22 protein-coding genes are annotated in these 24,675 nt (G+C 74.9%); 16 read left to right on the top strand and 6 right to left on the bottom strand.

Annotated features, from left to right (window positions below; all coding sequences use genetic code 11):
• The first annotated feature begins 126 nt into the window (after positions 1-126).
• Positions 127-909: a class I SAM-dependent methyltransferase gene (locus SK069_RS17560; RefSeq protein ID WP_319955559.1), complete on the top strand. Its 783-nt coding sequence runs from the start codon at positions 127-129 to the stop codon at positions 907-909.
• An 11-nt stretch (positions 910-920) separates the two neighbouring features.
• Positions 921-2,810 carry a hypothetical protein gene (locus SK069_RS17565; protein ID WP_319955560.1) on the top strand — a complete coding sequence of 630 codons (1,890 nt, stop codon included), beginning with the start codon at positions 921-923 and terminating at the stop codon, positions 2,808-2,810.
• Between the two features lie 59 nt (positions 2,811-2,869).
• Here the strand turns inward: SK069_RS17565 and SK069_RS17570 are convergent, their stop codons facing one another.
• Positions 2,870-5,491 (bottom strand): acyltransferase family protein, encoded by a 2,622-nt coding sequence (locus SK069_RS17570; RefSeq protein ID WP_319955561.1) that lies wholly within the window; start codon positions 5,489-5,491, stop codon positions 2,870-2,872.
• A gap of 154 nt (positions 5,492-5,645) precedes the next feature.
• Here SK069_RS17570 and SK069_RS17575 point away from each other — a divergent pair, with 154 nt between their 5' ends.
• Genes SK069_RS17575 through SK069_RS17590 form a run of 4 tightly spaced genes read left to right on the top strand, consistent with a single transcriptional unit; the run spans position 5,646 to position 10,363 of the window.
• Complete coding sequence (locus SK069_RS17575; protein WP_319955562.1) at positions 5,646-6,800, top strand: aldo/keto reductase; 1,155 nt, start codon at positions 5,646-5,648, stop codon at positions 6,798-6,800.
• 55 nt (positions 6,801-6,855) lie between these two features.
• The gene (locus SK069_RS17580; protein WP_319955563.1) at positions 6,856-8,532 is read left to right on the top strand and encodes an FAD-dependent oxidoreductase; all 1,677 of its coding nucleotides are present in this window, start codon (positions 6,856-6,858) and stop codon (positions 8,530-8,532) included.
• A 3-nt stretch (positions 8,533-8,535) separates the two neighbouring features.
• Positions 8,536-10,023 carry an ATP-binding protein gene (locus SK069_RS17585; protein ID WP_319955564.1) on the top strand — a complete coding sequence of 496 codons (1,488 nt, stop codon included), beginning with the start codon at positions 8,536-8,538 and terminating at the stop codon, positions 10,021-10,023.
• 25 nt (positions 10,024-10,048) lie between these two features.
• Entirely contained in the window at positions 10,049-10,363 is a 315-nt protein-coding gene (locus SK069_RS17590; RefSeq protein WP_319955565.1) for a UBP-type zinc finger domain-containing protein, read from the top strand.
• A 91-nt stretch (positions 10,364-10,454) separates the two neighbouring features.
• Here SK069_RS17590 and rpsR read toward each other — a convergent pair whose 3' ends face one another.
• The 3 genes from rpsR to SK069_RS17605 form a co-directional block, all read right to left on the bottom strand.
• On the bottom strand, positions 10,455-10,790 hold the full coding sequence (gene rpsR, locus SK069_RS17595; RefSeq protein WP_406628311.1) for a 30S ribosomal protein S18: 336 nt from the start codon (positions 10,788-10,790) through the stop codon (positions 10,455-10,457).
• Positions 10,791-10,868: 78 nt separating this feature from the next.
• Positions 10,869-11,435, bottom strand: a complete 567-nt coding sequence (locus SK069_RS17600) for a hypothetical protein (protein WP_319955566.1) — start codon at positions 11,433-11,435, stop codon at positions 10,869-10,871.
• Positions 11,432-12,190 (bottom strand): metallophosphoesterase family protein, encoded by a 759-nt coding sequence (locus SK069_RS17605; RefSeq protein ID WP_319955567.1) that lies wholly within the window; start codon positions 12,188-12,190, stop codon positions 11,432-11,434. The genes SK069_RS17600 and SK069_RS17605 overlap by 4 nt, the downstream gene beginning before the upstream one ends.
• Before the next feature lie 242 nt (positions 12,191-12,432).
• On the opposite strand from SK069_RS17605, the gene SK069_RS17610 reads away from it, so the two are divergent.
• The 9 genes from SK069_RS17610 (at position 12,433) to SK069_RS17650 (ending at position 21,436) form a co-directional block, all read left to right on the top strand.
• Positions 12,433-13,914, top strand: coding sequence for a DHA2 family efflux MFS transporter permease subunit (locus SK069_RS17610; RefSeq protein ID WP_319955568.1), 1,482 nt, complete (start codon positions 12,433-12,435; stop codon positions 13,912-13,914).
• 101 nt (positions 13,915-14,015) lie between these two features.
• On the top strand, positions 14,016-14,711 hold the full coding sequence (locus tag SK069_RS17615; RefSeq protein ID WP_319955569.1) for a TetR/AcrR family transcriptional regulator: 696 nt from the start codon (positions 14,016-14,018) through the stop codon (positions 14,709-14,711).
• 33 nt (positions 14,712-14,744) lie between these two features.
• Entirely contained in the window at positions 14,745-15,356 is a 612-nt protein-coding gene (locus SK069_RS17620) for a GNAT family N-acetyltransferase (RefSeq protein ID WP_319955570.1), read from the top strand.
• Positions 15,357-15,409: 53 nt separating this feature from the next.
• Positions 15,410-16,468, top strand: a complete 1,059-nt coding sequence (locus SK069_RS17625) for an ABC transporter ATP-binding protein (RefSeq protein ID WP_319955571.1) — start codon at positions 15,410-15,412, stop codon at positions 16,466-16,468.
• Complete coding sequence (locus SK069_RS17630) at positions 16,465-17,274, top strand: ABC transporter permease (RefSeq protein WP_319955572.1); 810 nt, start codon at positions 16,465-16,467, stop codon at positions 17,272-17,274. Before SK069_RS17625 ends, SK069_RS17630 begins: the two co-directional genes overlap by 4 nt.
• 61 nt (positions 17,275-17,335) lie before the next feature.
• Positions 17,336-17,872, top strand: a complete 537-nt coding sequence (locus tag SK069_RS17635) for a CHAD domain-containing protein (protein WP_319955573.1) — start codon at positions 17,336-17,338, stop codon at positions 17,870-17,872.
• Positions 17,869-18,450, top strand: a complete 582-nt coding sequence (locus tag SK069_RS17640; protein WP_319955574.1) for a CHAD domain-containing protein — start codon at positions 17,869-17,871, stop codon at positions 18,448-18,450. Before SK069_RS17635 ends, SK069_RS17640 begins: the two co-directional genes overlap by 4 nt.
• Positions 18,451-18,491: 41 nt before the next feature.
• On the top strand, positions 18,492-20,657 hold the full coding sequence (ppk1, locus tag SK069_RS17645; protein WP_319955575.1) for a polyphosphate kinase 1: 2,166 nt from the start codon (positions 18,492-18,494) through the stop codon (positions 20,655-20,657).
• Positions 20,658-20,761: 104 nt separating this feature from the next.
• Positions 20,762-21,436 (top strand): TetR/AcrR family transcriptional regulator, encoded by a 675-nt coding sequence (locus SK069_RS17650; protein ID WP_319955576.1) that lies wholly within the window; start codon positions 20,762-20,764, stop codon positions 21,434-21,436.
• On the opposite strand, the gene SK069_RS17655 is transcribed toward SK069_RS17650, so the two are convergent.
• Both SK069_RS17655 and SK069_RS17660 read right to left on the bottom strand, forming a co-directional pair.
• Positions 21,414-23,396, bottom strand: a complete 1,983-nt coding sequence (locus tag SK069_RS17655; protein WP_319955577.1) for an SDR family oxidoreductase — start codon at positions 23,394-23,396, stop codon at positions 21,414-21,416. The genes SK069_RS17650 and SK069_RS17655 overlap by 23 nt on opposite strands.
• Positions 23,397-23,595: 199 nt before the next feature.
• Positions 23,596-23,874 carry a hypothetical protein gene (locus tag SK069_RS17660; RefSeq protein ID WP_319955578.1) on the bottom strand — a complete coding sequence of 93 codons (279 nt, stop codon included), beginning with the start codon at positions 23,872-23,874 and terminating at the stop codon, positions 23,596-23,598.
• A 29-nt stretch (positions 23,875-23,903) separates the two neighbouring features.
• On the opposite strand from SK069_RS17660, the gene SK069_RS17665 reads away from it, so the two are divergent.
• Complete coding sequence (locus SK069_RS17665; RefSeq protein WP_319955579.1) at positions 23,904-24,632, top strand: enoyl-CoA hydratase/isomerase family protein; 729 nt, start codon at positions 23,904-23,906, stop codon at positions 24,630-24,632.
• Positions 24,633-24,675: the final 43 nt, after the last annotated feature.

Raw genomic sequence — 24,675 nt, forward strand, 5'->3', positions numbered from 1 at the left:
CGTCCCGGCGATGCTCGGGTCGGGGCCCGGCCCTCTCCGGGTGGCCCGAGCCGTGGCGATGCCGGTGGCTGGGGCGGTCGTCCCGGCGATGCTCGGGTCGGGGCCCGGCCCCTACAATCGCCCGTCGTGCCAGGTCCTCTCGTCACCGGGGAGCGCGTCACGTCGCCCGCCGGCGCGTTCAACCCGACCTTCCAGCGCCACGTCGCCGCGTACCGGACGGCCGCGCCGCTGCTGCCGGCGGCCGATGCCGGCCCCGTCCTCGACCTCGGCTGCGGCGTGGGGCACTCGTTCCACGAGCTCGCGCCGCGCACGACCGTCGGCGTCGACGTCTCGGCGCAGGCGCTGGCCGGCCAGGGCCGCGAGACGCACGTCGCCGACATGCGGGACCTGCCCGCGGGCTGGGACCGGCGGTTCGCCGCCGTCGTCTCCGTCCACGCGATCGAGCACGTGACGCGGCCCGCCGACGCGATCGCCGAGATCGCCCGCGTCCTGCAGGACGACGGGGTCGCGGTCCTCGTGACCCCGAACCGGCTGACCTTCGCGCGGCCGGACGAGATCGTCGACCCGTACCACGAGATCGAGTACGACCGCGAGCAGCTGCGCGCGCTCGTGGAGGGCTGGTTCGCCGAGGTCGAGATCCTCGGGCTGCACGGCTCCGAGCGCTACCTGCGCTTCCAGGACGGCGAGAAGCGCCGGATGGACCGGGTGCTCGGCCTCGACGTGCTGGGCCTGCGCCACCGGCTGCCGCGGCGCGTCATGCAGCTCGCCTACGACACGGCGCTCACCGCGACGCGCCGCAACGCCGACCCGCTGGCGGCGGCGATCGACGTCGACGACTTCCGCCTCGGGGACGACGACGTCCCCGCGAGCCTCGACCTCGTCGCGGTGGCCCGCCGGCCGCGGCGCTGAGCGGTCCCGCCATGTGGGTCCCGCACGCGCTCGTCGGCTTCGCGGTCCTCGGCCTGCTCGCCGCGGCGTCCTGGCGCCTCGCGGAGCGCACGGTGGCCGGGGACCGGCTCGTCGTCCTGCTCGCCGCCGTCGTCTGGGGCTGGCTCGGGATCCAGCTGGCGGCCTTCGCGACGCACCTGCCGCTCCCGGGGGAGCTGCCGCGCGTCGGCCTGCCGCTCGTCGTCGCGGCGCTCGCCGTCCTGCGGTGGGTCCCGGCGCGTCCGCGCGAGCGCCCGGCGACCGACCTGGCGGCCGTGCCGCTGCTGGCGGCGGTCGTCGTCACGGTCCTCGTGCTCGTCGGGCTCGCCCTGCGCCGGCCGGCGCTCGGCTTCGACGCGCTGCTCTACCACCTGCCGCTGCCGGCCGCGTGGGCCGGCGACGGCGGACTCGCCTCGCTGCCGACGGTGATCGACGGGCTGCCGGTCGAGGCGTACCCGGTCGGGATGGAGCAGGCGCTCGGCTGGCTCGTCCGGCTCACGGACCTCACGGCGATCGTCGTCGTCGTGCCGCCGGTGGCGCTCGGGCTGCTCGCGGTGGCGACCTGGACCCTCGCCCGGCGGCTCGGGGCGCTCGTGGCCGGGGCCTGGGGCGCGACGGTCGTCGTCGCGCTGAGCATGCCGTCGCTGGCCGGCGCCGCCCAGATCGGCAACGACGTCCTGGCCGCGCTCGTCATGACGCTCGGGCTCGTGGTGGCGCTCGACGCCGTGCAGGGCCATCGCGCGGGGCGCGCGGGGTCGCTGGACGGGCTGCTCGTCGGCTTCCTGGGCCTGCTCCTGGCGCTCGGGGTGAAGACGCCGACCGCCTGCGGCGTCCTCGTCGGGCTGCTCCTCGCCTGGAGCGTCCGCGGCGACCTCCTGCGCCACCTGCGCGCGCGGCCGTGGTGGCTGGCGCCGCTGGCGCTGGCGGCGGCCTGCGGCGGGGCGTGGCTCCTGCGCAACCTCGTCCTCCACGGCCACCCGGCGTGGCCGCTCATGGCCTCCTCGTTCGGGGATCCGCTGCCCCCGCTGCTGGAGTCGGCGACCGGCCGCTTCATCGAGCAGCCTCGCGCGGCGATCGAGGCCGGCGGCTGGGAGTACCTGCGGATCGGCTGGCCGATCGTGCTGCTCGTGCCGGTCGCGGCCGTGCTCGTGGCCGCGGCCGGGCGCGAGCGGTCCTGGCGCCGGCTGCTCGCGGCGTGCGGCCTGCTCGGCGCCGTCGCCTGGACGTTCGCCCCGGCGACGGCGATCCTCGGCGACGCGTCGGTCGTCGTCGGCGCCCTGCGGTACGCGCTGCCGTGCTGGACCCTGCTGGCCGTCGCGGTCTGGGCGTGGCCCGGCGAGCGCCTGCGGCCGTGCGTGGTCGGCGCCGCCGCCGCGGCGGCGATCGCCCAGCTCGCGCTGCTCTACGACACGATGCATCGCATCGACGACCCGCTCCATCGCGTCCCGGTCGAGCAGACGCTGATCGCCATCCTCTTCGGTGGGGCGGTCGCGCTGGAGGTCGCCGTCGGGACGCGCCTGCGGGCGCTGCTCGTGCGCCGGGGCATCGTCCTCGGCGGCGCGGTCGCGGTCGCGACGGCGCTCGTCGTGGGACTCGTCCTCGCGGCGCCCGGCTTCTGGCACCGCCACGCCTACGCGGTGCGCGGCGACGCCGAGCCGCCGTCGAGCGCGCAGCCGATCCTCGCGCAGGGCTCCACCCCGGCCTGGTCGCTGGGCGCCCACGGCGAGCCGGGGGCGATCGTCGAGGACGACTGCGGCCGCCTCGCCGCCGCGCTGGCCGCCGGCCGGGTCGTCGCCGTCGGCCCGGGCGTGCCGGCGGACGAGCGCTGCACGTTCCCGGGCCGGCCGCGGAGCGTCGACGGCTTCGCGGTCTGGGTGCCCTGACCCGCCGACCGCGGCCGGCACGCCGACTCCGGCGCACGGACCGCGGGCCGGTGGCCCCGTCAGTCCCCGGGTGCGGGGGCCGTCGCCGTCCGCGGGCGCGCGTCGGCCTCGAAGCCGGTCACCTCGTGCCCGCCGCCCCAGAGGGGCCGCTCCCCGCGCGACCAGCGCATCGCCGGCAGCTCGAAGAGCTGGAAGAGGATCGCCCCGAACGCGATCGACAGCGGCAGCGCGATCGCCTCGTAGAGCAGGAAGTGCCCCCAGAGCGAGCCGGCGTCCGTGCCGACGTCGCGCAGCTCGTAGGCGATGATCCCGTGGCCCATGAAGATCGAGTAGGACCGCTCGCCGAGCCACCGCGGCACGCTCCAGCGCAGCGGCGCCCAGGTGGCGCTGCCGGTGAGCTGCCAGAGGACGAGGCCGGCGACGATCAGGCCGGCCGCGACCGCGTTGTAGGCGATCGCCTCCGTCGAGCCGATCGTCGTCCACGAGCTCATCTTGTAGAAGACGACCACGCCGGCGATCGCGAGCACCGCGCCGACGCCCCGGGCGGCGGGCCAGCGCGACAGGAGGATCCCCCAGCGGACCTCGGCGATCGCGACGGCGACACCGGGGATGAACGCCACGATCGCGCCGATCGGCGAGTGCATCGGGGGCGTCTCGCTCGGCAGCCAGGTCGCGGCGAACGTCAGGCCGAGCGCGCCGATCGCCACGATCACCGCGATCGCGAGGCCCCCGCCGACCCGTCCGGGCCAGCGCCGCATGAGCCAGGCGCACCCGAGCCCGGCGATCGGCAGCACGAGGTAGTAGGCGACCTCGACGTCGATCGACCAGGCGTGGCCGACGGGCGCGTTGACCGCGGCGGGCGCCCAGACCTGGGCGAAGCCGTACATCGCCGTCACCTCGCCGAAGCTCGCCCCGGCGGTCCCGTAGAGCAGCAGGCAGATGGTGATGACCGCCCAGAGCGCCGGTCCCACGCGCCCGACGCGGTGGGCGACGTAGCGCTTCATCGGCGGCCGCCGCCCGAGGCCGAAGGCCGCGGCCGCGAACGGGCGGGCCAGGAGGTAGGCCGAGAGCCCGAAGAAGAGCCAGACGCTCGCCTGGAAGGCCTCGATCCCGGCCCCGACGCTGCGGCCGTAGTGGGCGAAGTCCGGCACCGGCGTGCCGAAGCGCAGCGCGACCGCGAACCCGGCCAGGTGCCAGGTGATGACGAGCAGCAGGCCCCAGCCGCGGACGGCGTCGCCGGCCTCGAAGACCCGCATCCGGCGACGCAGCTCGCGCGCCTCGTCGACCGGTGCCTCCTCCGGCGCGCTGGCCGCGGTGACGCTCGCGGGCCCGCCGGCGGCGTCGGGGGACCCCGACGCGGGCGCGCCGGGCGACGGCGCGCCCCCGAGCGGCCCGGGCTTGCGGCCGGTGAGCCGCTGCGCGAGCGCGATGCCGGGCTGCTCGACGAAGCGGTAGAGGACCGCGGCCGCGGTCAGCGAGACGACGAGCGACGCGGCGCCGAGGGCGGCGTACCCGAGCAGGCCCTTCTCGCCGGCGGCGACGTGCGGCAGGAGCAGGCCGAGGACCGGGAAGTGGACGAGGTAGAAGCTGTAGGAGCGCAAGCCGACCCAGCGCATCACCGGCCCGTCGAGGCGCCACGGCGGCCGGCCGCCCTGCCACTCGACCGCGAGCAGGCAGAGCAGCAGCAGGCCGGCACCGAGGACCTGCATCGGGACCGCGAGCCACGTGCCCGCGCGCGTGGCGTCGACGATCACCGCGAAGGCCGCCTGCGGGTCGGCGGGCAGCGGCCCGTCCTGCGTGGCGACCTCCTGGATGATCGCCTGGGAGGCGGGCTCCGAGCCGATGAGCAGGAGGAAGCCGACGATCGCCAGCCAGAGCGTCGGCAGCCGCCGCCGGCGCGCCCACCAGCGCTGCCACGGGTCGTGCGCCTCGATGAGCGCGACCGCGAGGCCCGGGACGAAGAGCCACTGCATGACGGCGGGGCCGTCGAGCAGCGGGTACGGGAACGCCGCGAGGTTGTGGAACCGCAGGAAGATCGTCAGGACGGTGATGACGACGAGGCTCCACACGAGCCCGCGCATCCCCCAGCGACGACCGCACTGCAGCCAGATCCACCCGAGCAGCGGCAGCAGCAGGTACCCGAGCGCCTCGACGCGGACGGTCCAGGTGACGGCCAGGGGCGCCATCCAGCTGAACGTCCCCGACGAGGCGTGCGTCAGCCCGCCGTCGAGGACGAGGAACGTCTTGATCGACTGCGTGACGTCGAACGACCCGCCCTTGAGCACCACGAGCCACAGGACGACGAGCCCGCAGAGCACCCAGTAGCCCGGCATGAGCCGCAGGGCGCGGCGGATGAAGAAGTTGCGGGTCCCCGGGCGATGGCCCCGTCCGAGCGCGGCGGCGATGAACGGCCGGGCCAGCAGGTAGGCCGAGAACGCGAAGAAGAGGTTCACGAGCCGCGCGGGCGAGAAGACCGCGTGCAGCCCGACCGGGCCGCCGAAGATCGCGTTCGCGTCGCGCCCCGGCAGGTCGGTCCAGCCGAGGCCGGCGTACGTCCCCTCGGCGAACGCGATGTGCGCCATGAAGACCATGAGCGCGCCGAGGCCGCGGGCGCCGTCGCCGCCGAGCCATGGCCGCTTCCAGGCCGGGACCTCGGTCGCCGGCTGCGCTGCGTCGCTCACGGCGGGCGAGGTTACTGCGCGTTCGCGCGCCGGAGCGCCGTCGCGCGCCGTCCGTGCGGCCGTGCGCCGCACGCGCCCGCCGGACGGGGGGAGCGGCGCGGGGCGCGTCGGCCCGGACGTCGGGTCCGCGAGCCGGGGGCGTACGCTCCGGGTCATGGTCGATCTGGGACACGCCGCGCTCGGAGCCTGGGGCGGCGGGCGCTTCATGCACTTCGGCCGGCCGCTGGACGAGGAGGAGGTCGTCGAGCTCCTGCGCCCCGACGATCGCCTGCGGACCGTCATCACCGCCGACGTCTACGGCGCCGGCGACGCGGACCGCGTCGTGGGCCGGGCGATCGCCGGTCGCCCGCGCGACGAGGTCCGCCTCGTCGGCGCGATCGGCCACGACTTCTACGACGGCGAGCGGCAGGGCGCGAAGGGCTTCCCGCGCTTCACCTCCCCGGCGCTGCGCGGTCCCGAGGGCTACGCGGACTACCTGCGCCGCGCGTGCGAGGCGAGCCTCGAGCGCTGCGGGACCGACCGCTTCGACCTGCTGCTGCTCCACAACCCCGACCGGATCGGCTACACGTCCGAGGCGGTCTGGGAGGGCCTCGTGGCGCTGCGCGACGAGGGCCTGACCGGGGGCCTGGGGATCGCGCCGGGCCCGGCCAACGGCTTCACGCTCGACGTTCTCACCTGCCTGGACCGGTTCGGCGACGAGATCGACTGGGCGATGCTCATCCTCGGGCCGGCCGAGCCGTGGCCCGGGCGCCTGGCGCTCGAGGCCTGCGTCCAGCACGACGTGCGGGTGCTCACGCGCGTGACGGACTACGGCGGGGCGTTCTGGGGCGACCTGACGCCGCAGACCCCGATGGGGGAGTGGGACCATCGCCGCTTCCGCCCGGACGGCTGGATCGAGCGCGCCGGACGGCTCCTGCGCGAGGTGGCGACGATCGGCGCGGCCCGGGGGCTCACGCCGATGCAGGTCGCCGCGCAGTGGACGCTCGCCCAGCCGGCCGTGGCGTGCGTCGTGCCGACGCTCATCGAGGAGCTGCCGGCGCCCGAGGGCGTCGAGGCCCCGGCGCCGCGTCCGATCCTCGAGAAGCGGGCCGAGCTCGCCGCGCTGCCCCGCGAGCAGCGCCTGACGACCGCCGAGCTCGACCGCATCACCCAGCTCGGCGACAACAGCGGCTGCATGGCGCTCAAGGGCGCCTCCCCGGTCTTCGAGGGCGACGAGCAGCCCGACGGGTGGGGCATCGGCACGCCCCAGCTCGAGGCCGCGCGGCGCTGGGGCATCGACCCGGACCGCGAGCTCGTCAAGACGCACTGAGCGCCGTCCCCCCGCGACGGCGGGGCGCCTTGACAGGTGTGCGAAGGTGCCGGGCGTGCCGGACGAGGGAGCCCCATCACGCCGCGCGTCGCGCCCGGCGATCGTCGCCGTCGACGACGAGCCCGCGGTGCTCGCCGCGGTCGCGCGCGACCTGCGCCGCCGGTTCGGGGACCGCTACCGGATCCTCCGCGCGTCATCCGGTCCCGAGGCGCTCGAGCTCCTGCGCCAGACGCGCGCCCGCGGCGACGCCGTCGCGCTGCTCGTGGCCGACCAGCGAATGCCCGGCATGTCGGGCACGGAGTACCTCGTCGAGGCGCGCAAGCTCGTCCCGGACGCCAAGCGGGTCCTGCTGACCGCCTACGCGGACACCGAGGCGGCGATCCAGGCGATCAACGAGGTCGCGCTGGACTACTACCTGCTCAAGCCGTGGGACCCGCCGGAGGAGCAGCTCTTCCCGGTGGTCGAGGACCTGCTGACGACCTGGGAGGCCGGGGCGGCGCTCGAGGCCGGCGGCGTGCGGGTCGTCGGGCATCGCTTCTCGCGCGACTCGCACGAGCTGCGCGACTTCCTCGCCCGCAACCGGGTCCCGGCGCGCTGGCTCGACGTCGAGCGCGACGCCGAGGCGCGCGAGCTGCTCGCGGTGGCGGGCGTCGCCGACGACCGGCTGCCGACCGTCCTGCTGGAGGACGGATCGATCCTCGAGCGCCCGTCGGTCCTCGAGCTCGCCGAGCGCCTCGGCGTCAGCGGGCAGGCGGCGCAGGAGCACTACGACCTCGTCATCGTCGGCGGCGGGCCCGCGGGCCTGGCGGCGGCCGTCTACGGCGCCTCGGAGGGCCTGCGGACCGTGATGGTCGAGCGCGAGGCCCCGGGCGGCCAGGCGGGGCAGTCGAGCCGGATCGAGAACTACCTCGGCTTCCCGGCGGGGCTCTCGGGATCGGACCTCGCGCGCCGCGGCACCGACCAGGCGCGCCGGCTCGGCGCCGAGCTCCTGACGATCCAGGACGCCGTCGCGCTGCGCGCCGAGGGGTCCGGTCGGATCGTCGAGCTCAGCGGCGGCGCCACCCTCAGCGCGAACTGCGTGCTCGTCGCCTCCGGGGTCTCGTACCGCCAGCTGCAGGTGCCCGGCTTCGACGAGCTCACCGGCGCCGGCGTCTACTACGGCGCGGCGATCACCGAGGCCCGCGCCTGCGCCGATCAGGAGGTGGTCGTCATCGGCGGCGCGAACTCCGCCGGTCAGGCCGCGGTCCACTTCGCCGGGTTCGCGCGGCGGGTGACGATGCTCGTGCGCGGCGCGTCGCTCGAGGCGTCGATGTCGCACTACCTCATCGAGCAGCTCGGGGCGCTGCCGAACGTCGAGGTGCGGACCGACACGCAGGCGGTCGCCGCGACCGGCCGCGACGGGCACCTCGCGTCGCTGCGGATCCGCGGCCCGGAGGGGGAGGGCGACCTGCGCGCCGACGCGTGCTTCGTCTTCATCGGCGCGCAGCCGCGCACGGACTGGCTCGACGGCGTGGTCGCGCGCGACGACCGCGGGTTCATCCTCGCCGGCCCGGACGTCGCGGCCGGCGGCGGGTGGGGCCTGTCCCGCGACCCCTATCTGCTGGAGACGAGCGTCCCGGGGGTGTTCGTCGCCGGCGACGTGCGCTCGCGGTCGATCAAGCGCGTCGCGAGCGCGGTCGGCGAGGGCTCGATGGCCGTCTCGCTCGTGCACCAGTACCTGGCGGAGGCCTGAGCCGTGACGACCGTCGAGGAGCCCGACGAGCCGCCCGCCGACATCGGGCTGCCCGACGCGCCGCCCGGGATCGACCCGGCGGAGCTCCGCGCCGTGGACCTCTTCGACGGCCTCGACGACGAGCAGCTCGCGCGCTGGGCCGCCGTGGCGATCCCCGTCGACCTGCCCGCCGGGACCATCGTCGCGGCGCAGGGACGCCCGCCCGTCGGGGTCCACCTCCTCCTGCGCGGCACGGTCCAGAACGTCATGTTCGACGCCGGCCGACGCGAGCCGACGGGCCTGCAGGTCGCCCCGACGTGGATGGGCGCGGTGGCGGTCGTCCTCGACGGCGTGCACGCGGTCCAGATGCAGCTCGTCGAGGACGGGCGCATCGCGGTGATCCCCGCCGAGGACTTCCGGCGGATCGTGTACGAGCAGCCCGTCGTGCGGGAGCGGGTGCTCTCGAAGGTCTCGCCGGTCGCCCAGCGGATGGCCGCGGTCGGCCAGAACCGCGAGCGGCTCGCCGGGCTCGGCCGGATGGCCGCGGGTCTCGCGCACGAGCTGAACAACCCGGCCGCGGCCGCGCAGCGCGCCGCGGCGCACCTCGCGCACGCGATCGAGTCGGTGTCCGGCGCGATGGGCGAGTTCGTGGCCGCCGGGATCTCGCTCGAGAGCGCCCAGGGCCTCGTGGCGCTCCAGCAGCGGGCCATCGCCCACGCGGCAGCCTGCACGGCGCTCGACGCGCTCGACGCCGCCGACGCCGAGGACGACCTGCAGGACCGGCTGGAGGACCTGGGCGTCGAGCGGGCCTGGAAGATCGTCGAGCCGCTCGCGCGCGGGGGCGCCGACGACGCCTGGGTCGACGAGGTCGTGGCGCTCGCGGGACCGGCGGCCGGTCCGGCGTTCCACTGGATCGCCGCGACGCTCGCCGCCCAGGGCCTGGCGAGCGAGCTGCAGGAGTCGACCGCGCGGATCTCGAGCCTCGTCGGGGCGATCAAGTCCTACGCCTACGTCGACCGCGGCGAGATCGTAGAGGTCGACGTCCACGAGGGCCTGGAGACGACGCTCGTCGTCATGGGCCACAAGCTCAAGCGGACGCGGATCGAGGTCGTGCGCGACTACGACCGCACGCTCCCGAAGCTCATGGCCCGCGGACCGGAGCTCAACCAGGTCTGGACGAACCTCATCGACAACGCGATCCAGGCGCTCGGGGAGTCCGGCACGATCACGATCTCCACCCGGCGCGACGGGCCCTGCGTGCTCGTCGACGTCAGCGACGACGGTCCCGGCATGCCGCCCGAGGTCCGGGAGCGCGTCTTCGAGTCGTTCTTCACGACGAAGGACGTCGGCCAGGGCACGGGCCTGGGCCTCTCGACCGCCCGGAGCATCGTCGTGGACCGGCACGACGGATCGCTGACCGTCGACTCGGAGCCGGGCCGCACGACCTTCCACGTCTGGATCCCGTTCGAGCCGGGCGCCCGCGGTCCCGCGGCCCCGGAGCCGATCGCCTGAGCCCCGACCCCTCCAGGAGGACCCGATGCCGCGCTGCGCCCACGCCGACCAGGTCGCGATCACCCAGCTGCCGGAGGAGGTCGACGGCTGCGAGGACTGCCTGGCGATCGGCGGCGCGTGGGTGCACCTGCGCCTCTGCCTCGCGTGCGGGCACGTGGGCTGCTGCGACGACTCGCCGGCGCGCCACGCCACGGCCCACGCGCAGGCCACCGGGCACCCCCTGATCCGCTCGATCGAGCCGGGCGAGGAGTGGTCGTGGTGCTACGCCGACGAGACGGCGATGCGGATCCCGGAGGTCCGGGGCGAGCCCCGCATCCCGCCGGCGCCGCTCGCGCCGTAGGGCGCGCCGCGCGGTCCCGGAACGGCGACGAGCCCGGTCGGGACCGGGCTCGGATCGGTGCGCGGCGCCGGGGCGCCGTCGCGGCAAGGTCCTACTCGTCGCGGTCGCGCCCGCGGCCACCGCCGCGGGGACGATCGTCGCCCCGGTCCTCGCGGCCCGGCATGGCGATCATGCGCGGGTGCGGGTAGGGGAGCAGCGCGAGCTCGCGCGCCTGCTTCACCGCGCGGGCGGCGCGGTTCTGGTCGCGCCGGTTCAGGCCGGTCGCGCGACGGGAGCGGATCTTGCCCTTCTCGGTCACCAGGGCGCGGAGCGCGTCGACGTGCAGATGGTCGATCTGCGCGATCTGCTCCTTGGTGAGCTTGGGGGCACGCCGGGTGCCGCCCTTCGGCGACCGGCGGCCGCGCGGGGATCGAGAGGGTCGGGCCATAGGGCAGGGCATGATGCCAGAACCGGCCCCCCCGGCGTCGGCTCCTCCGCGGACGGGAGCCGCCCCGCCCCGCCGGCGTCAGCCCTCGTCGGGGTCCGCGGCCGCGCCGGTGGTGGTCGTCGGCACGTCGGGCCACTGCGGCGGCATCGGGAACGCCTGGTCGCCGACGCCGAGCACGAGCGGCTCGCCGCCCCCGGAGCGGGCGGTGATCGAGAAGCGCACGTCGGGGCGCGCCGTGTCCCAGCGGAGCTGCAGGACGTCGCCCTCGGGCAGCAGCGCGGCGGTGTCGCGCGTGGCCATCGCGTAGTGCTCGACCCCGCCGAGCGGCGCGGCGACGTCCCCGGTCTCGGGGTCCGCGTCGAACGGCGGCAGCTGCTTGAACTCGGGGATCGCGAGCGGCGGTGCCACGTCGAGCTCGACGACGTGGGGGAGGTGCACGACGCGCTCGCCGATCGTGACCTCGATCGGCGCGAGCCGCTCGACGTCGACGATCGCCGGCTCCGTCAGGTCGTGCCGGCCGATGCCGCCGGCCACGACGGCGATCGCCTGCGTCGCGCGGGCGCGGTGCAGCAGCTCGCGCAGCAGGACGACGGTCTCGTCGAGCGTGCCGACGGTCGTGACGAGGTCGATGGGCTCGTCGCTCACGCGCGCTCCTCCTGGTCGGGTCGGACGATCGGGATCGGCTCGGTGTCGGGCCACGGCGCGGGCTGGCCGGTCCGGATGGTGTCCGCGACGACCGACGACCACTTCGCGTCGCCCCACCGCTCGGCCTGGCGCGCGGCCGCCGCCGCGGCGTCGTAGGCGACGCGGCGGTGCTCGATCGCGCCGTCGTCGTGCAGCAGCGCGTACGCCGCGCGGGGGTCGCCGTCGAACGGCAGGCCAACGCTGCCGGGGTTCACCACGCGGGTGCGTCCGCCGTCGCGACGCACGATCTCGCGGTCGAGGGGCAGGTGCGTGTGCCCGACGACGAGGAGCTCGGGCGTGCGGTCCAGCAGCAGGTCGGCGTCGCGCTCCGCGGGCTCGGGCAGGAACCCGTCGACGTCGGAGTGGGGCGACCCGTGCCACGCCTCGCCGCCGGGCACCGGCTGCCAGAGGGGCAGGGCGTAGAGCTCGGCGATCGTCGCCGCGTCGAGGGCCTCGTGGGTCGCGGCCTCGCCCGCTCGCGCCAGCGGGGCGTCCGGCACGGCGTCGCCCTCGACGGCCCAGCGCTCGTGGTTGCCGCGCAGGAACCGCGCGTGCTCGAGCCCGCGCAAGCGGGCGAGCGTCTCCTCCGGCCAGCCGCCGAAGGCGGTCATGTCGCCGCCGACGAGGAACGCGTCGGCGCCCTGCTCGCGCGCGTCGGCCAGCACCGCGTCGAGCGCGGCGAGGTTGCCGTGCACGTCGTAGAGGAGCGCGAGCACCCGCCGCACGCTATCGCTCGGCGGTCCGGGCCCCGCGCCGGGCTGCTCCGGGACCTCCACGGGGTCGCCTCGCGGGGGCTCGAACCGGGCCGGAGGTGACGGATTCGTGAACGAAGCGGATCGACCGCTCCGGATCGTGCTACGGTGTCAACCGGAGCACCTGCTCCGGTTGCGCCGGTCGCCGCCGTCCCACCTCTTCGGCACCGCCGCTCCGTCCCGTTCCCGTCCCGGAGTCCCACCAGATGAGTCCCGACGTCTCGCCACCCCGGCGCGATTGGATCGCGCTGTACGTCCTGTGCCTCGGCATGCTCATGATCGTCCTCGACGGGACGATCGTGAACACCGCCCTCCCCGTGCTGAAGGAGAGCCTCGACTTCTCCGACGGCAACCTGACCTGGGTCCTCAACGCCTACCTGATCCCGTTCGGCGGCCTGCTCATGCTGTCGGGCCGGCTCGGCGACCTGCTCGGCCAGCGGCGGATGTTCGTCGGCGGCATGGCGCTGTTCACCGTCGCCTCGCTCCTGTGCGGCCTCGCCGAGAGCCAGGAGATGCTCATCGGCGCCCGCTTCCTGCAGGGCGTCGGCGGCGCGCTGGGCTCGTCGGTGATCCTCGGCATGATCATCACGATGTTCCGCGAGCCCCGGGTCCAGGGCCGCGCGATCGGCGTGTACTCGTTCGTCGCGTCGGCCGGCGGCTCGATCGGCCTGCTGCTCGGCGGCGTGCTGACCGACATCCTCAGCTGGCACTGGATCTTCTTCGTCAACCTGCCGATCGGCATCGCGACGGTCGTCCTGGCCCTGCGCCTGGTCCCGAACCCCGACGGCCTCGGCCTGCGCGAGCACCGGGTCGACGTGCCCGGCGCCGTGCTGCTGACCGGCGGCCTGATGGTCCTCGCCTACGGGATCATCGGGGCCGAGGAGCACGGCTGGGGCGCGACGCAGACCCTGGCGCTGATCGCGGTCGCCATCGCGTCGCTGTCGTCCTTCGTCGTGCGCCAGGCGCGGATCCCGCACCCGCTCATGCCGCTGCGGCTCTTCCGCTCGCGCAACGTGACCGGGGCGAACATCGTCCTCCTCGGCGTCCTGTCGGGCATGTTCAGCGTGTTCTTCTTCGGGGCGCGCTACGCGGGCGAGGTGCTCGGCTACAGCCCGATCGAGATCGGCCTGGCGTTCCTGCCGCTCACCGCGCTGATCGGCTTCGCGTCGACGAAGCTCGCCCAGCCGCTGGCCGAGCGCCTCAGCCCGCGCAAGGTGCTCATCGGCGGCCTGGCGACGATCGCCGCCGGCGTGCTGCTCTTCCTGCGCAGCCCGGTCGACGGCACCTACGTGGCGCACGTCCTGCCGTCGATGGTCCTGCTCGGCCTCGGCGCCGGCGTGAGCTTCCCGCAGATCATGGGCCTGGCGATGTCGGGCGTGGAGCCGCAGGACTCGGGCATCGCGTCGGGCGTCGTGAACACGTCGATGCAGGTCGGCGGCGCGATCGCGCTGTCGGTCCTGGCGACGTTCGCGGCCGACCGGACCGCGGCGCGCGTCGCCGACGGCGCCGCCCCGCTCGAGGCGCTGAACGCGGGCTTCCACGTGGCGTACATCATCGCCGCGGCCGTGGTCGTCGCCGCGATCGTCGCCGCCATCACCGTCCTGCGCGAGGAGGACGCCCCGGCGCTCGACCACGCGCCGGCAGGCGACCGCCCCCGCGCGGGCGCGCCCTCCGCGGAGGCCGCCTGACCGAGCGGTCCGCCCGTCCGCCGATCCGTGCCCCTCGGAGTCCGAGGGGCGCGGGGCGGACGGGTGCACCGCCGGCGGGCCGGCTCGTCTAGCATCGATCCATGAGCACCTCGACGCCGACCGTCGCGGTGACCGCCGAGGCGCTGAAGCCTCTGCGGGCCGACGCGCGCCGCAACCGCGAGCGCGTGCTCGTCGCCGCGCGCGAGGTCTTCGCCGAGCAGGGGACGGACGGCAGCGTCGCGGAGATCGCGCGCCGGGCCGGGGTCGGCGCGGGCACGATCTTCCGGAACTTCCCGACGAAGCGGGACCTCCTGCTCGCGGCGCTCGAGGACAGCCTCGAGGAGATCGTCGGGGCGTTCGACGACGCCGAGGAGCTCGCGGACCCGTGGGAGGCGTTCGTCGTCATGTTCAGCGGCTCCGCCGAGATCCAGGCGCGCAACAAGGCCTTCTACGACGCCCTGGGCCCCGAGCTCTTCCGGGAGCCGCGGCTGCAGGAGATCCACGCCCGCCGTCACGCGCGGACCGAGGCGCTGGTCGCGCGGGCGCAGGAGGCCGGCGTGCTGCGCGCCGACGTCCGGGCCGAGGACCTGCCGTTCCTCCTCACGGCGGTCGGCGCCACCGGCGAGAAGTGCGCCGGCAAGCCGGCGCTCTCCGACGACCTCTGGCGGCGGTACCTCGGCGTCGTGCTCGACGGCTTGCGGCCCGAGGGCGCCACGCAGCTGGAGCCGCCGGCGCCGAGCTTCGCCGAGCTCACCGGTCGCTGCGGCGCCGCGGCCGAGCCGCCCACCGCGGGCTGACCGGCACCCACGCGGGGGTAGGCTGCGCGGCGCATGTCGCTCGAGGTCCGCGGTCCGACGCTCACGCTGCGCTACCCGACCGCGGAGGACGCCGAGGCGCTGCTGGGGCTCGCGTCGGACCCCGAGGTCACGCGCTGGTTCTCCTGGGGGCCCTACACGGACGTCGAGCAGCCGCGACGCTTCATCGCGGGGCTCGAGCAGGAGCGCCGCGACGGGGTGAAGCTCGACCTGCTCGCCGTCCACCGCCGGCACGGCCCCGCCGGGATCACCGGCCTGTACGAGTTCCACCCGCGCGACCGGCGCTGCGTCTGCGGCACGTGGTTCGGACGCGACTTCTGGGGGACGGGGGCCAACCGCGAGAGCAAGGCGCTGCTCCAGCACCTCGCGTTCGAGACGCTCGGCATGCAGCGCTTCGGCAGCTACTCCAACCCGGTCAACGAGCGCTCGACCCGGGCGCTGCAGGGCGTCGGGCTGCGGCTCGAGGGCGTGCTGCGCGGGTACCACCGCCACGGCGAGGCGTTCCTCGACGTCAACGTCTTCGGGCTGCTGCGCGAGGAGTGGGAGCGCTCGGCGCTGCGCGCGGAGTTCGCCGGCGCGATCACCGTCGTCGGCGAGCCTCCCGCGCCGTTCGTGGCCGTGGACTGACGGCCGGCCCCGTCGGGGGAGGGGGCGTCGCGCGAGCGGGACGATCCGCCATCATGGTCGGGTTGCGCCCGCGCCCTCACCGCCCTCGCGCCGCCCACGCCGTCGCCGCACCGTCCGCGGCGGCCCCGGCCTCGATCGTCCCCGCCGTCCGCGACGACGTGACGGCCCCTGCGCGGGGCGTCACCCCGCCCGCGACGCCGGCGCTGGAGGTCGAGGGGCTGGCGAAGCGCTACGGCGACCGCACGGCCGTCGACGGCGTGTCGCTGCGGCTGGACCGCGCTCGCGTGCTCGCGCTCCTCGGGCCGAACGGGGCGGGCAAGACGACGACCGTCGAGTCCTGCGTCGGCTTCCGGCGACCCGACGGCGGGCGGATCCGCGTCCTCGGGCTGGATCCGATCGCCGAGAGCGAGCGGCTGCGTCCGCGGATCGGCGTGATGCTCCAGTCCGGTGGCGTCTACCAAGCGGCGCGGTGCCGCGAGATGCTCCGGCTCGTCGCCGCCTACGCGGCGGACCCGCTGGACCCCGACGCGCTGCTCGAGCGCCTCGGCCTGACGGACGTCGCGAACGTCCCGTTCCGCCGGCTCTCCGGCGGCCAGCAGCAGCGCCTGTCGCTCGCGATGGCGCTCGTCGGGCGGCCGGAGCTCGTCTTCCTCGACGAGCCGACCGCGGGGCTGGACCCGCAGGCGCGGCACGAGACCTGGCGGATCGTCCGCGCGCTGCGCGAGGACGGCGTGAGCGTCGTGCTCACCACGCACTTCATGGACGAGGCTGAGCGGCTCGCCGACGAGATCGTGATCATCGACCACGGTCGCGTCATCGCCGCCGGGACCCCGCACGAGCTCATCCGCGGCGGGGCCGAGCGCGAGGTCCGCTTCACCGCGCCCCCGGGACTGCCGACGGCCGACCTCGAGGCGGCGCTGCCGCCGGGCGTCCACGTCGTGGAGCCCGCGCCGGGCGTCTACGTCGTGGCGGGGGACGTCGATCCCGGGCTCGTCGCCGCGATCACGAGCTGGTGCGCCGCGCGCGACGTCCTCGTCGAGGGCCTGCAGGTGAAGCAGCGCACGCTCGAGGACGTCTTCCTCGAGCTCACGGGACGGGAGCTGCGCGCATGAGCGTCACCGCGCCGACCGGATCGGCGCCCGTCGAGCCCGCCGGGCACGTGCCGGGGGCGTTCGCGCCGCGACCCGGGCGCGCCGGCACGCTCGCGATGCTCCTCGCCCAGACGCGGATGGAGCTCACGCTCATCCTGCGCAACGGCGAGCAGGTCCTGCTGAACCTCATCGTCCCGCTCGGGCTGCTCGTCGTCTGCACGAAGATCCCGTTCATCGAGGTGAGCGGGGAGCGGGCGGACTTCTTCGTCCCCGGCGTGCTCGCGCTCGCGGTGATGTCGGCGGCGTTCACGGGCCAGGCGATCGCGACCGGCTTCGACCGCCAGTACGGGGTCCTCAAGCGGCTCGGCGCGACGGCGCTGCCGCGGACGATCCTCCTCGGCGCGAAGACCTGCGCCGTGCTGGTCATCGAGCTGCTGCAGGTCGCCGTCCTCTGCCTCGCCGGCATCGCGCTGGGCTGGGAGCCGCACGGCAACCCCCTCTCGGTGGCCGTGCTCATCGGCGTCGGCACCGCGGCCTTCTGCGGCATGGCCTTCCTCATGGCCGGCCTGCTGCGGGCGATGACGACGCTCGCGCTCGCGAACATCGTCTGGTTCCTGCTGCTCGTGTTCGGCGGGATCGCGTTCCCGCTGCACGAGCTGGGCGGCGCGGCCGACCTCATGGAGCTCCTGCCCACGGGGGCGCTGTCCAACGGGCTGCGGATGGTGCTCGAGACGGGCGAGGTGGCGCCGGTGACCGACGTCCTCGTCCTCGGCGCCTGGGCGGTGGTGACCCTCACCGGCGCCGCGCTGACCTTCCGCTGGGAGTAGCGCCGGCGCGGCTTCACCGGACGGTCGCATCCGCCGTCGGCACGGGACTAGGGTGGGGGCGATGGCCAAGGCCAAGCCGATCCCGGGGCTCACCGCCGACCTGCCGTACGCGCAGGCGGCCGCCGCGACGGTGCGCGTGCGCGCCGCGGAGCTCTTCGCCCACGCCGACGGGGTCCTCGACGTCGAGGACATCGAGCGGGTCCACGCGATGCGCGTCGCGAGCCGGCGCCTGCGCGCCGTCCTGGAGATCTACGCCCCGTGCTTCCCGGCCAAGGAGCACCGCGCCGTCCTGCGCGAGGTGAAGCGGATCGCCGACGCCCTCGGCGCCCGGCGCGATCCCGACGTCCAGATCGAGGGACTCGAGCGGTTCGCCTCGCTCATGGCCGACGAGGATCGGGCGGGGCTCGAGGCCTACCTCGACGGGATCCGCGCGGAGCAGGTCGCGGGCAACGAGCGGCTCGCGGCCGGCCTGCGGCGGCTCGAGCAGCGCGACCTCGAGACGCGGCTGGCGGCCCTCGCCGACGCGGCCGAGGCGCTCGCTCCCTCCGCCGCGGACGAGGAGCCGGCGGCGTCCGCGGACGAGGAGCAGGCGGCGTGAAGGCCCAGCGCGTCGAGGGCATCGAGCCCGAGGGGACGCTCGCCGACAACGCCGAGCGGATCGTGCGGGTCCGGCTCGCCGAGCTGCAGTCGTTCGTCCCCGCGGCGCTCGACCCGGACGAGGTCGAGGCGCTGCACGACATGCGGATCGCGGCCAAGCGCCTGCGCTACGTCCTGGAGGTCACCGCCGAGTCGTGCTTCGGGCCCTACGCGCGGACCGCGGCGAAGCGCGCGAAGCACCTGCAGGACCTCATCGGCGAGATCCACGACTGCGACGTCGCGCTGCCGCGCCTGCGCGAGGCGATCGCGGAGCGCCGGGCGGCCGACGTCGCGGCGCTGCGCGAGCGGGCGGCCGAGGCGAGCGACCTCGACCCGCGCCTGGCGGTCGGGCTGCCCCACGCCGCCGAGCACCGCGGGCTCGTGACGCTCGCGACGTACCTCGAGGCGCGCCGGGACCTGCTCTACGACCGGTTCCTCCTGCTCTGGCAGGAGCTCCAGCGCGAGGGATTCGGCGCGCGACTGGAGTTCGCGCTGGCCGAGCGGCCCGCCCGCGACGATCACACGGCTTTCACCGGATGACAACCGGGGGCGCGCCACGCGACCATAGGGTGCGATCCCCGATGCACGACGACGCGACCTCCTCGACCATGCCGGCGAGCGCCGCGGTGCCCGGCGCCACGGTCGCCGACGTCCCGACGCCGGACCCGGGCGATCCGGCGTTCTTCGTCAACCGCGAGCTCTCGTGGGTCGACTTCGACGAGCGGGTCCTCGAGCTCGCCGGGGACGAGCGCCAGCCGTTGCTGGAGCGCGTGAAGTTCGCCGCCATCTTCGCGTCGAACCTCGACGAGTTCTTCATGATCCGCGTGGCCGGGCTGCACGCGAAGGTCTGGAACGAGGTCCGTCGACGCGGACCGGACGGGCGCACGGCGGACGAGGTCCTCGACCTGCTGCGCGCACAGCTGGAGCCCCTGACCGGCGCGCACTCGCGGATCGTCCGCGACGACCTGCTGCCGCTGCTCGCCGAGGAGGGCGTGCGGATCGCGCGCTACGAGGAGCTCTCCGACGCCCAGCGCGCCGAGCTCGCCGACCGCTTCCAGCACCGGATCTACCCGGTGCTCACGCCGCTGGCGGTCGGGCTCGGTCGCCCGTTCCCGTACATCTCGAACCTCTCGCTGAACCTCGGCGTGCTCGTGCGCGACCCGGACACCCGGCAGACGGTGTTCGCGCGCGTGAAGCTCCCGACCGAGGTCGTCGACCGGCTCGAGCGCGTCCCGACCGACGACGAGCAGGTCTTCGTGCCGCTGGAGGCGATCGTCGAGGCCCACCTCGACCGCCTGTTCCCCGGCATGGAGATCCTCGACCGCGGCATGTTCCGCGTCACCCGCGACGCGGACTTCGAGATCTCCGATGAGGCCGACGACGTCAAGCGGGCCCTCGAGGCGCAGCTGCGCAACCGGCGCTTCGGCGAGATCGTCCGGGTCGAGATCGACGCCGACATGAGCGAGGCCCTGCGCACCGAGATCGTCGAGCAGCTCGGCGTCGAGGAGCGGATGGTCTACGACATCGACGGGCTCCTGGACCTCACCGCCCTGTGGCAGCTCGTGAAGGTGCCCGGGCACAACGACCTGCTCGACGACCCGTGGCGTCCCGTCACCCCGCCGCGGCTGCGCGAGGGCGACGACGAGCAGGCCGACGTCTTCGGGGCGATGCGCCGCGGCGACGTCCTCGTCCACCATCCGTACGACAGCTTCGAGACCTCGGTCGAGCGGTTCGTCGAGCAGGCGGTCGCCGACCGCGACGTGCTCGCGATCAAGATGACCGTGTACCGGACGAGCGCGGACAGCACGCTGCTGCCGTCGCTCGTGCGCGCGTCGGAGCAGGGCAAGCAGACCGTCGCGCTCGTGGAGCTCAAGGCGCGCTTCGACGAGCAGGCGAACATCCGGTGGGCGCAGCTGCTCGAGGACACCGGCGTCCACGTCGTGTACGGCCATCCGGCGCTGAAGACGCACGCGAAGTGCATCCTCGTCGTCCGCCGCGAGGGCGAGCGGGTGCGGCACTACGTGCACGTCGGCACGGGCAACTACCACGCCAAGACGGCGCGGCTCTACACGGACTTCGGGCTCTTCACGACCGATCCGGCGATCGGGCGCGACGTCGCCGAGATGTTCAACCAGCTGACGGGCTTCGCGAAGCCGGGCCGGTTCGACCGGGCCCTCGTCGCGCCGAACGGGCTGCGCGACGGCCTCGTCGAGGAGATCGAGCGCACCGTCGCCGCGCACCGGGCGGGTCGCCGGACGCGGATCCGCCTGAAGATGAACTCGATCGTCGATCGCGTCTCGATCCAGGCGCTCTACCGCGCCTCGCAGGCCGGCGTCCCGATCGAGATCAACGTCCGCGGCATCTGCTGCCTGCGTGCGGGCATCCCCGGGCTGTCGGAGACCATCCGGGTGCGGTCGGTCCTCGGCCGCTTCCTCGAGCACTCGCGGATCTACGCGTTCGAGCGCGACGAGGAGTCCGTCGTCTACATGGGCTCCGCCGACATCATGGAGCGCAACCTCGACAACCGGGTCGAGCTCGTCGTCCCGGTGCACGACGAGGCGGCCAAGGCGCAGCTCATCGACGCCCTCGACCGCGCCTTCTGCGACGAGGTCGGCTCGTGGGAGCTGCGCTCCGACGGCGGGTGGGAGCGGGTGCGGCCCGCCGACCCGGAGCATCCGCGCGGGCTGCAGCGCGAGCTCATGGAGCTCCACGCGCGCCGCGCGCGCGAAGCCGATCTCGAAGAGTGAGATCGGTCCGGTGGACGGCCGCTCAACCGCGGACGTCGACCGTTCGTCGACCGGATCGCCGTTTGCTGATCGGAGCATCACCCCGGTGAGGTAGCGTGGAACGGGTGAGCAACGAGACGCCCCGCGCCGACGCTGATCGCCTCCGCTCCGGGGAGCGGCTGAGTCGTGAACGGGTCGTCGACGCGGCCGTCGCGGTCGCTCGCAGAGACGGCTTCGACGGCCTGTCGATGCGGCGTCTCGCCAACGAGCTCGGGGTCTCGACGATGGCGGCCTACCGCCATGTCCCCGGCAAGGACGGGCTCGACGACGAGGTCGTCGACGCGGTCCTCGGGACCGTCCCGCTGGACGACCTGCCCGAGGCCTGGGACGCGCGGCTGACGGCGGTCGTCACGCGCACGGCGGCGGTGCTCGCCGAGTTCGAGGGCCTGCCCGACCGGCTCCGCGGGCGCACGCTGTCGCGGCCGGGCGTCGTGCGCTGGCTCGAGGCGCTGACCGAGCCGCTGGTCGTCGCCGAGGTCTCCCGTCGCGAGCGCAGCACGGTCGTCGCGTCGATCATCTGGCTCCTGCGCGGCGCGATGGCGGCCCGCACGGACTGGGACGACGCGGTGGCGTCGCTGGAGGAGGTCCGTCGCGCCGACGACGAGGACCTCCTCGACGCCCCGCTCGTCCGGGACAGCGCCGACCACATGCAGCAGAGCGACAGCGACGAGCTGCTGGAGCAGGCGGTCGGCCTGCTGCTGGAGGGGCTCTCCGTCCCTACCAGTGCATCCCGCGCGTGAGCGCGGCGAGCAGCCGCATCTCGACGCCCGCCCGCTCGTCGGGGTTCTCCGCCCCGCGCGCCGCCGCCGAGTCGGGGAAGATCCGGAAGCCCGTGTTCAGGATCCGGTCGCTGATCTTCGGCGCGACCGCGTAGAGCACCTCGCCCGCGGTCCCCAGCAGCGTGTCGACCCGCTTCGGGTGCCCGATGATCGCGCGGCCGACGAGGTCGGCCGCCTCCACCGGCGTGATCGTCGGCACGCGCTCGTAGAGCTTCGTCGGCGCGATCATCGGCGTGCGCACGAGCGGCATGTGGATCGTCGTGAAGGACACGCGCGCCCCGACGAGCTCCGCCGCCACGACGCGCGTCCACGCGTCGAGCGCCGCCTTCGACGCGACGTAGGCGCTGAAGCGCGGGGGCCACGTCTGCGCGCCGATCGAGCTGATGTTCACGACGTGCCCGCCGCCGTGCTCGACCATGTGCGGCATGAGGCCCATGACGAGGCGGATCGCGCCGAAGTAGTTCAGCTGCATCGTCCGCTCGAAGTCGTGGAAGCGGTTGAGGCTGAGCTTCAGCGACCGGCGGATCGACCGCCCGGCGTTGTTCACGACGACGTCGATCCGGTGCTCGCGCGTGACCTGGCGGCACAGCTCGTCGATCGCGTCGAGGTCGTTCAGGTCGCAGGGATAGACGTAGGCGGTGCCGCCGTGCAGCTCGATCTGCCGCTTGAGCGCCTCGAGCTTCGACGCGGTTCGCGCGACGAGCAGCGGCGTGCCGCCCGCGAGGGCGATCTTCAGCGCCGTCGCCTCGCCGATCCCCGACGACGCGCCGGTGATGAGGACCGTCCGTCCGTGGACGGCGTCGCGCAGCGCGCGGTCCTCGTGGAGGTCCGGGTCGAGGTAGCGCTCCCAGAAGTCCCAGAGCGTCGCCGCGTACTCCCGCAGCCGCGGCACGACGATGCCGCTCCCGGCGAGGGCCTGTTCCGCGCGCCGGGCGTCGTAGACCGCGGGGAAGGAGAGGTGGGGGAGGACCTCGTCCGGGATCCCGGTCGGGGCGATCGCCGCGCGTCGCAGCGGGCCGAGGACCTCGCTGCGCACGAGCCGCCCGACGAGGCCCTCGTGGAGGTCGACCTTGCGCACGACCGGGGGACGCAGCACGAGCCGCGGCGCGCGGGCCGCCCGCGCGAACGCGTTGATCGCGTCGACGACCGGCTGGGGCCGCGGCGCGCAGAGGTGGAAGGCCTGCTGGTCGAGGCCCTCCGCGTGGGCGATGTGGTCCATCGCGGCCGCGACGTAGTCGACGGGCACGAGGTTCGTGGCGCCGAGGTCGGGCGCCATCAGCGGCAGCGCGCCCGGCAGCTTGCGCAGCCGCTTGAGCAGCCCGAAGACGTAGTAGGGCCCGTCGACCTTGTCCATCTCGCCGGTCTCGGAGTGCCCGACGACGATCGACGGCCGGTAGATCCGCCACGGGACGAGCGTCTCGCCGCGGGCGATCCGCTCAGCCTCGAACTTCGTGCGGTGGTACGGCGAGGGCAGCGACTGGCCCTCGTCGAACATGTCCTCGCGGAAGACGCCGCCGTGGTCGCCGGCCACCGCGACCGACGAGACGTGGTGGAAGCAGCCGGCCTCCAGCACGTTGGCGAGCTCGACGGCGTGGCGGGTGCCGGCGACGTTGAGCGCCTCGTTGCGCTCGTCGTCGGCGGTCATGTCGTAGATCGCCGCGAGGTGGAAGACGTGGTCGATCCGCCCGCGGTGCTCCTCGAGCCAGGCGGCGTCGACGCCCATCGACGGCGACTCGAGGTCGCCCACCACCGGCCGCACGCGCTCGGCGGCGTCGGCCGGCCAGCCGGCGACGAGCCGCTGGAGCTTCGGCAGCGACGCGTCGCGGACGACGACGTGCACGTCGCCCTCGCGCCGCTCCAGCAGGACGGCGACGAGATGCCGCCCGATGAACCCCGTCGCCCCGGTGACCAGGTAGGCCATGCGCTCGCTCCTCGTCTCGTGACCGTCGCCCGCGAGGGGTCGAGGCTACCTGGCGGGAGGCCGGATCTCGACCGCTGCGCGCCGACGTGACGGGGGCGTCACGACGGGGCCGGGACGACCTCCCCCGGGAACGCGAACGAGCCGCGCGGGGCGGCTCGTCGGGACGTCGTGGTCGCCGGGGCGCGACCGGCAGGGGGTGCTACCAGCCGAGGCGCTCGTCGCGCGTGGACTGCCGCGCCTTCTTCGCCGCGAGCTTCGCGTACTTGCGCTTGTCGAGCCGCCACTGCAGGAGGCTCATGACGAGGGCGAAGGCCGGAATGCCGACGATGACGGCGAACCCGAAGAGGGTCACCTGGAGGTCGTTGTTCTCGCCGATCGTGCCCTGGCCGCTGTCGATGCCGGCCATCGCGGTGCCGACGGACACGGTCAGGGTGGCGACGAGGGTGCTGACGAGCAGCGTCAGTCGGCGCAGGCGCATGGGCGGCATCGTATAGAACCCGCCGGGCGATGAACGGTCTCCTCCGCACCCGCACCGACGACGGGATCGAGCTCCTGCGGCTCGATCGCCCGCAGGTGCGCAACGCCCTCGACACCGCGACGCTCGACGCGCTGCTGGTCGCCTTCGGCGAGCTCGTCGCCGATCGCGACCTGCGGGCCCTCGTCGTGTCCACGACCGACCCCGTCGCGCTCTGCGCCGGCGCCGACGTGGGCGAGCGGCTGGATCGGGTCGGGGGCATCGCGCGGATGGAGCGGTTCGCCGGGCTCTACGCCGCGCTCACCGACGTCCCCGTCCCGACGATCGCCGTCTGCGTCGGCAACGTCGTCGGTGCGGGCGCGGAGCTCGCCGCCGCCTGCGACCTGCGGGTCGCCGGGGACAACCTGAAGCTCGCGTGGGCGGGCGCGAAGCTCGGCGTGCCCGTCGGGCCGGCGCGGCTCGTCCCGCTCGTCGGGCTCGCCCGCGCGAAGGAGCTCGTCTACACCGGGCGCGTCGTCGGCGCCGAGGAGGCCGCGCGGATCGGCCTCGCCGAGCGCGTCGTCCCCGCGGCCGAGGCCGAGCGGGCCGCGGTCGAGCTGGCGAGCGAGATCGCCCGCCGTCCGCCCGAGGGCCTGCGACGGCTGAAGGCGATGTTCCGCGACGGCGAGGACCTCGTCGGCCGCACCGCGCGCGAGAACGCGATCCTCCTGGACTGGCAGCGCCACGGGTCGGGCCTGCCGCAGGGGCGCGACCGCGCCTGACGCGCTCCGGAGCGCGTCAGGCGCGGTCGCGGCCCGGACCGGG

Source organism: Patulibacter brassicae (assembly GCF_033949425.1).
Classification (GTDB): domain Bacteria; phylum Actinomycetota; class Thermoleophilia; order Solirubrobacterales; family Solirubrobacteraceae; genus Patulibacter; species Patulibacter brassicae.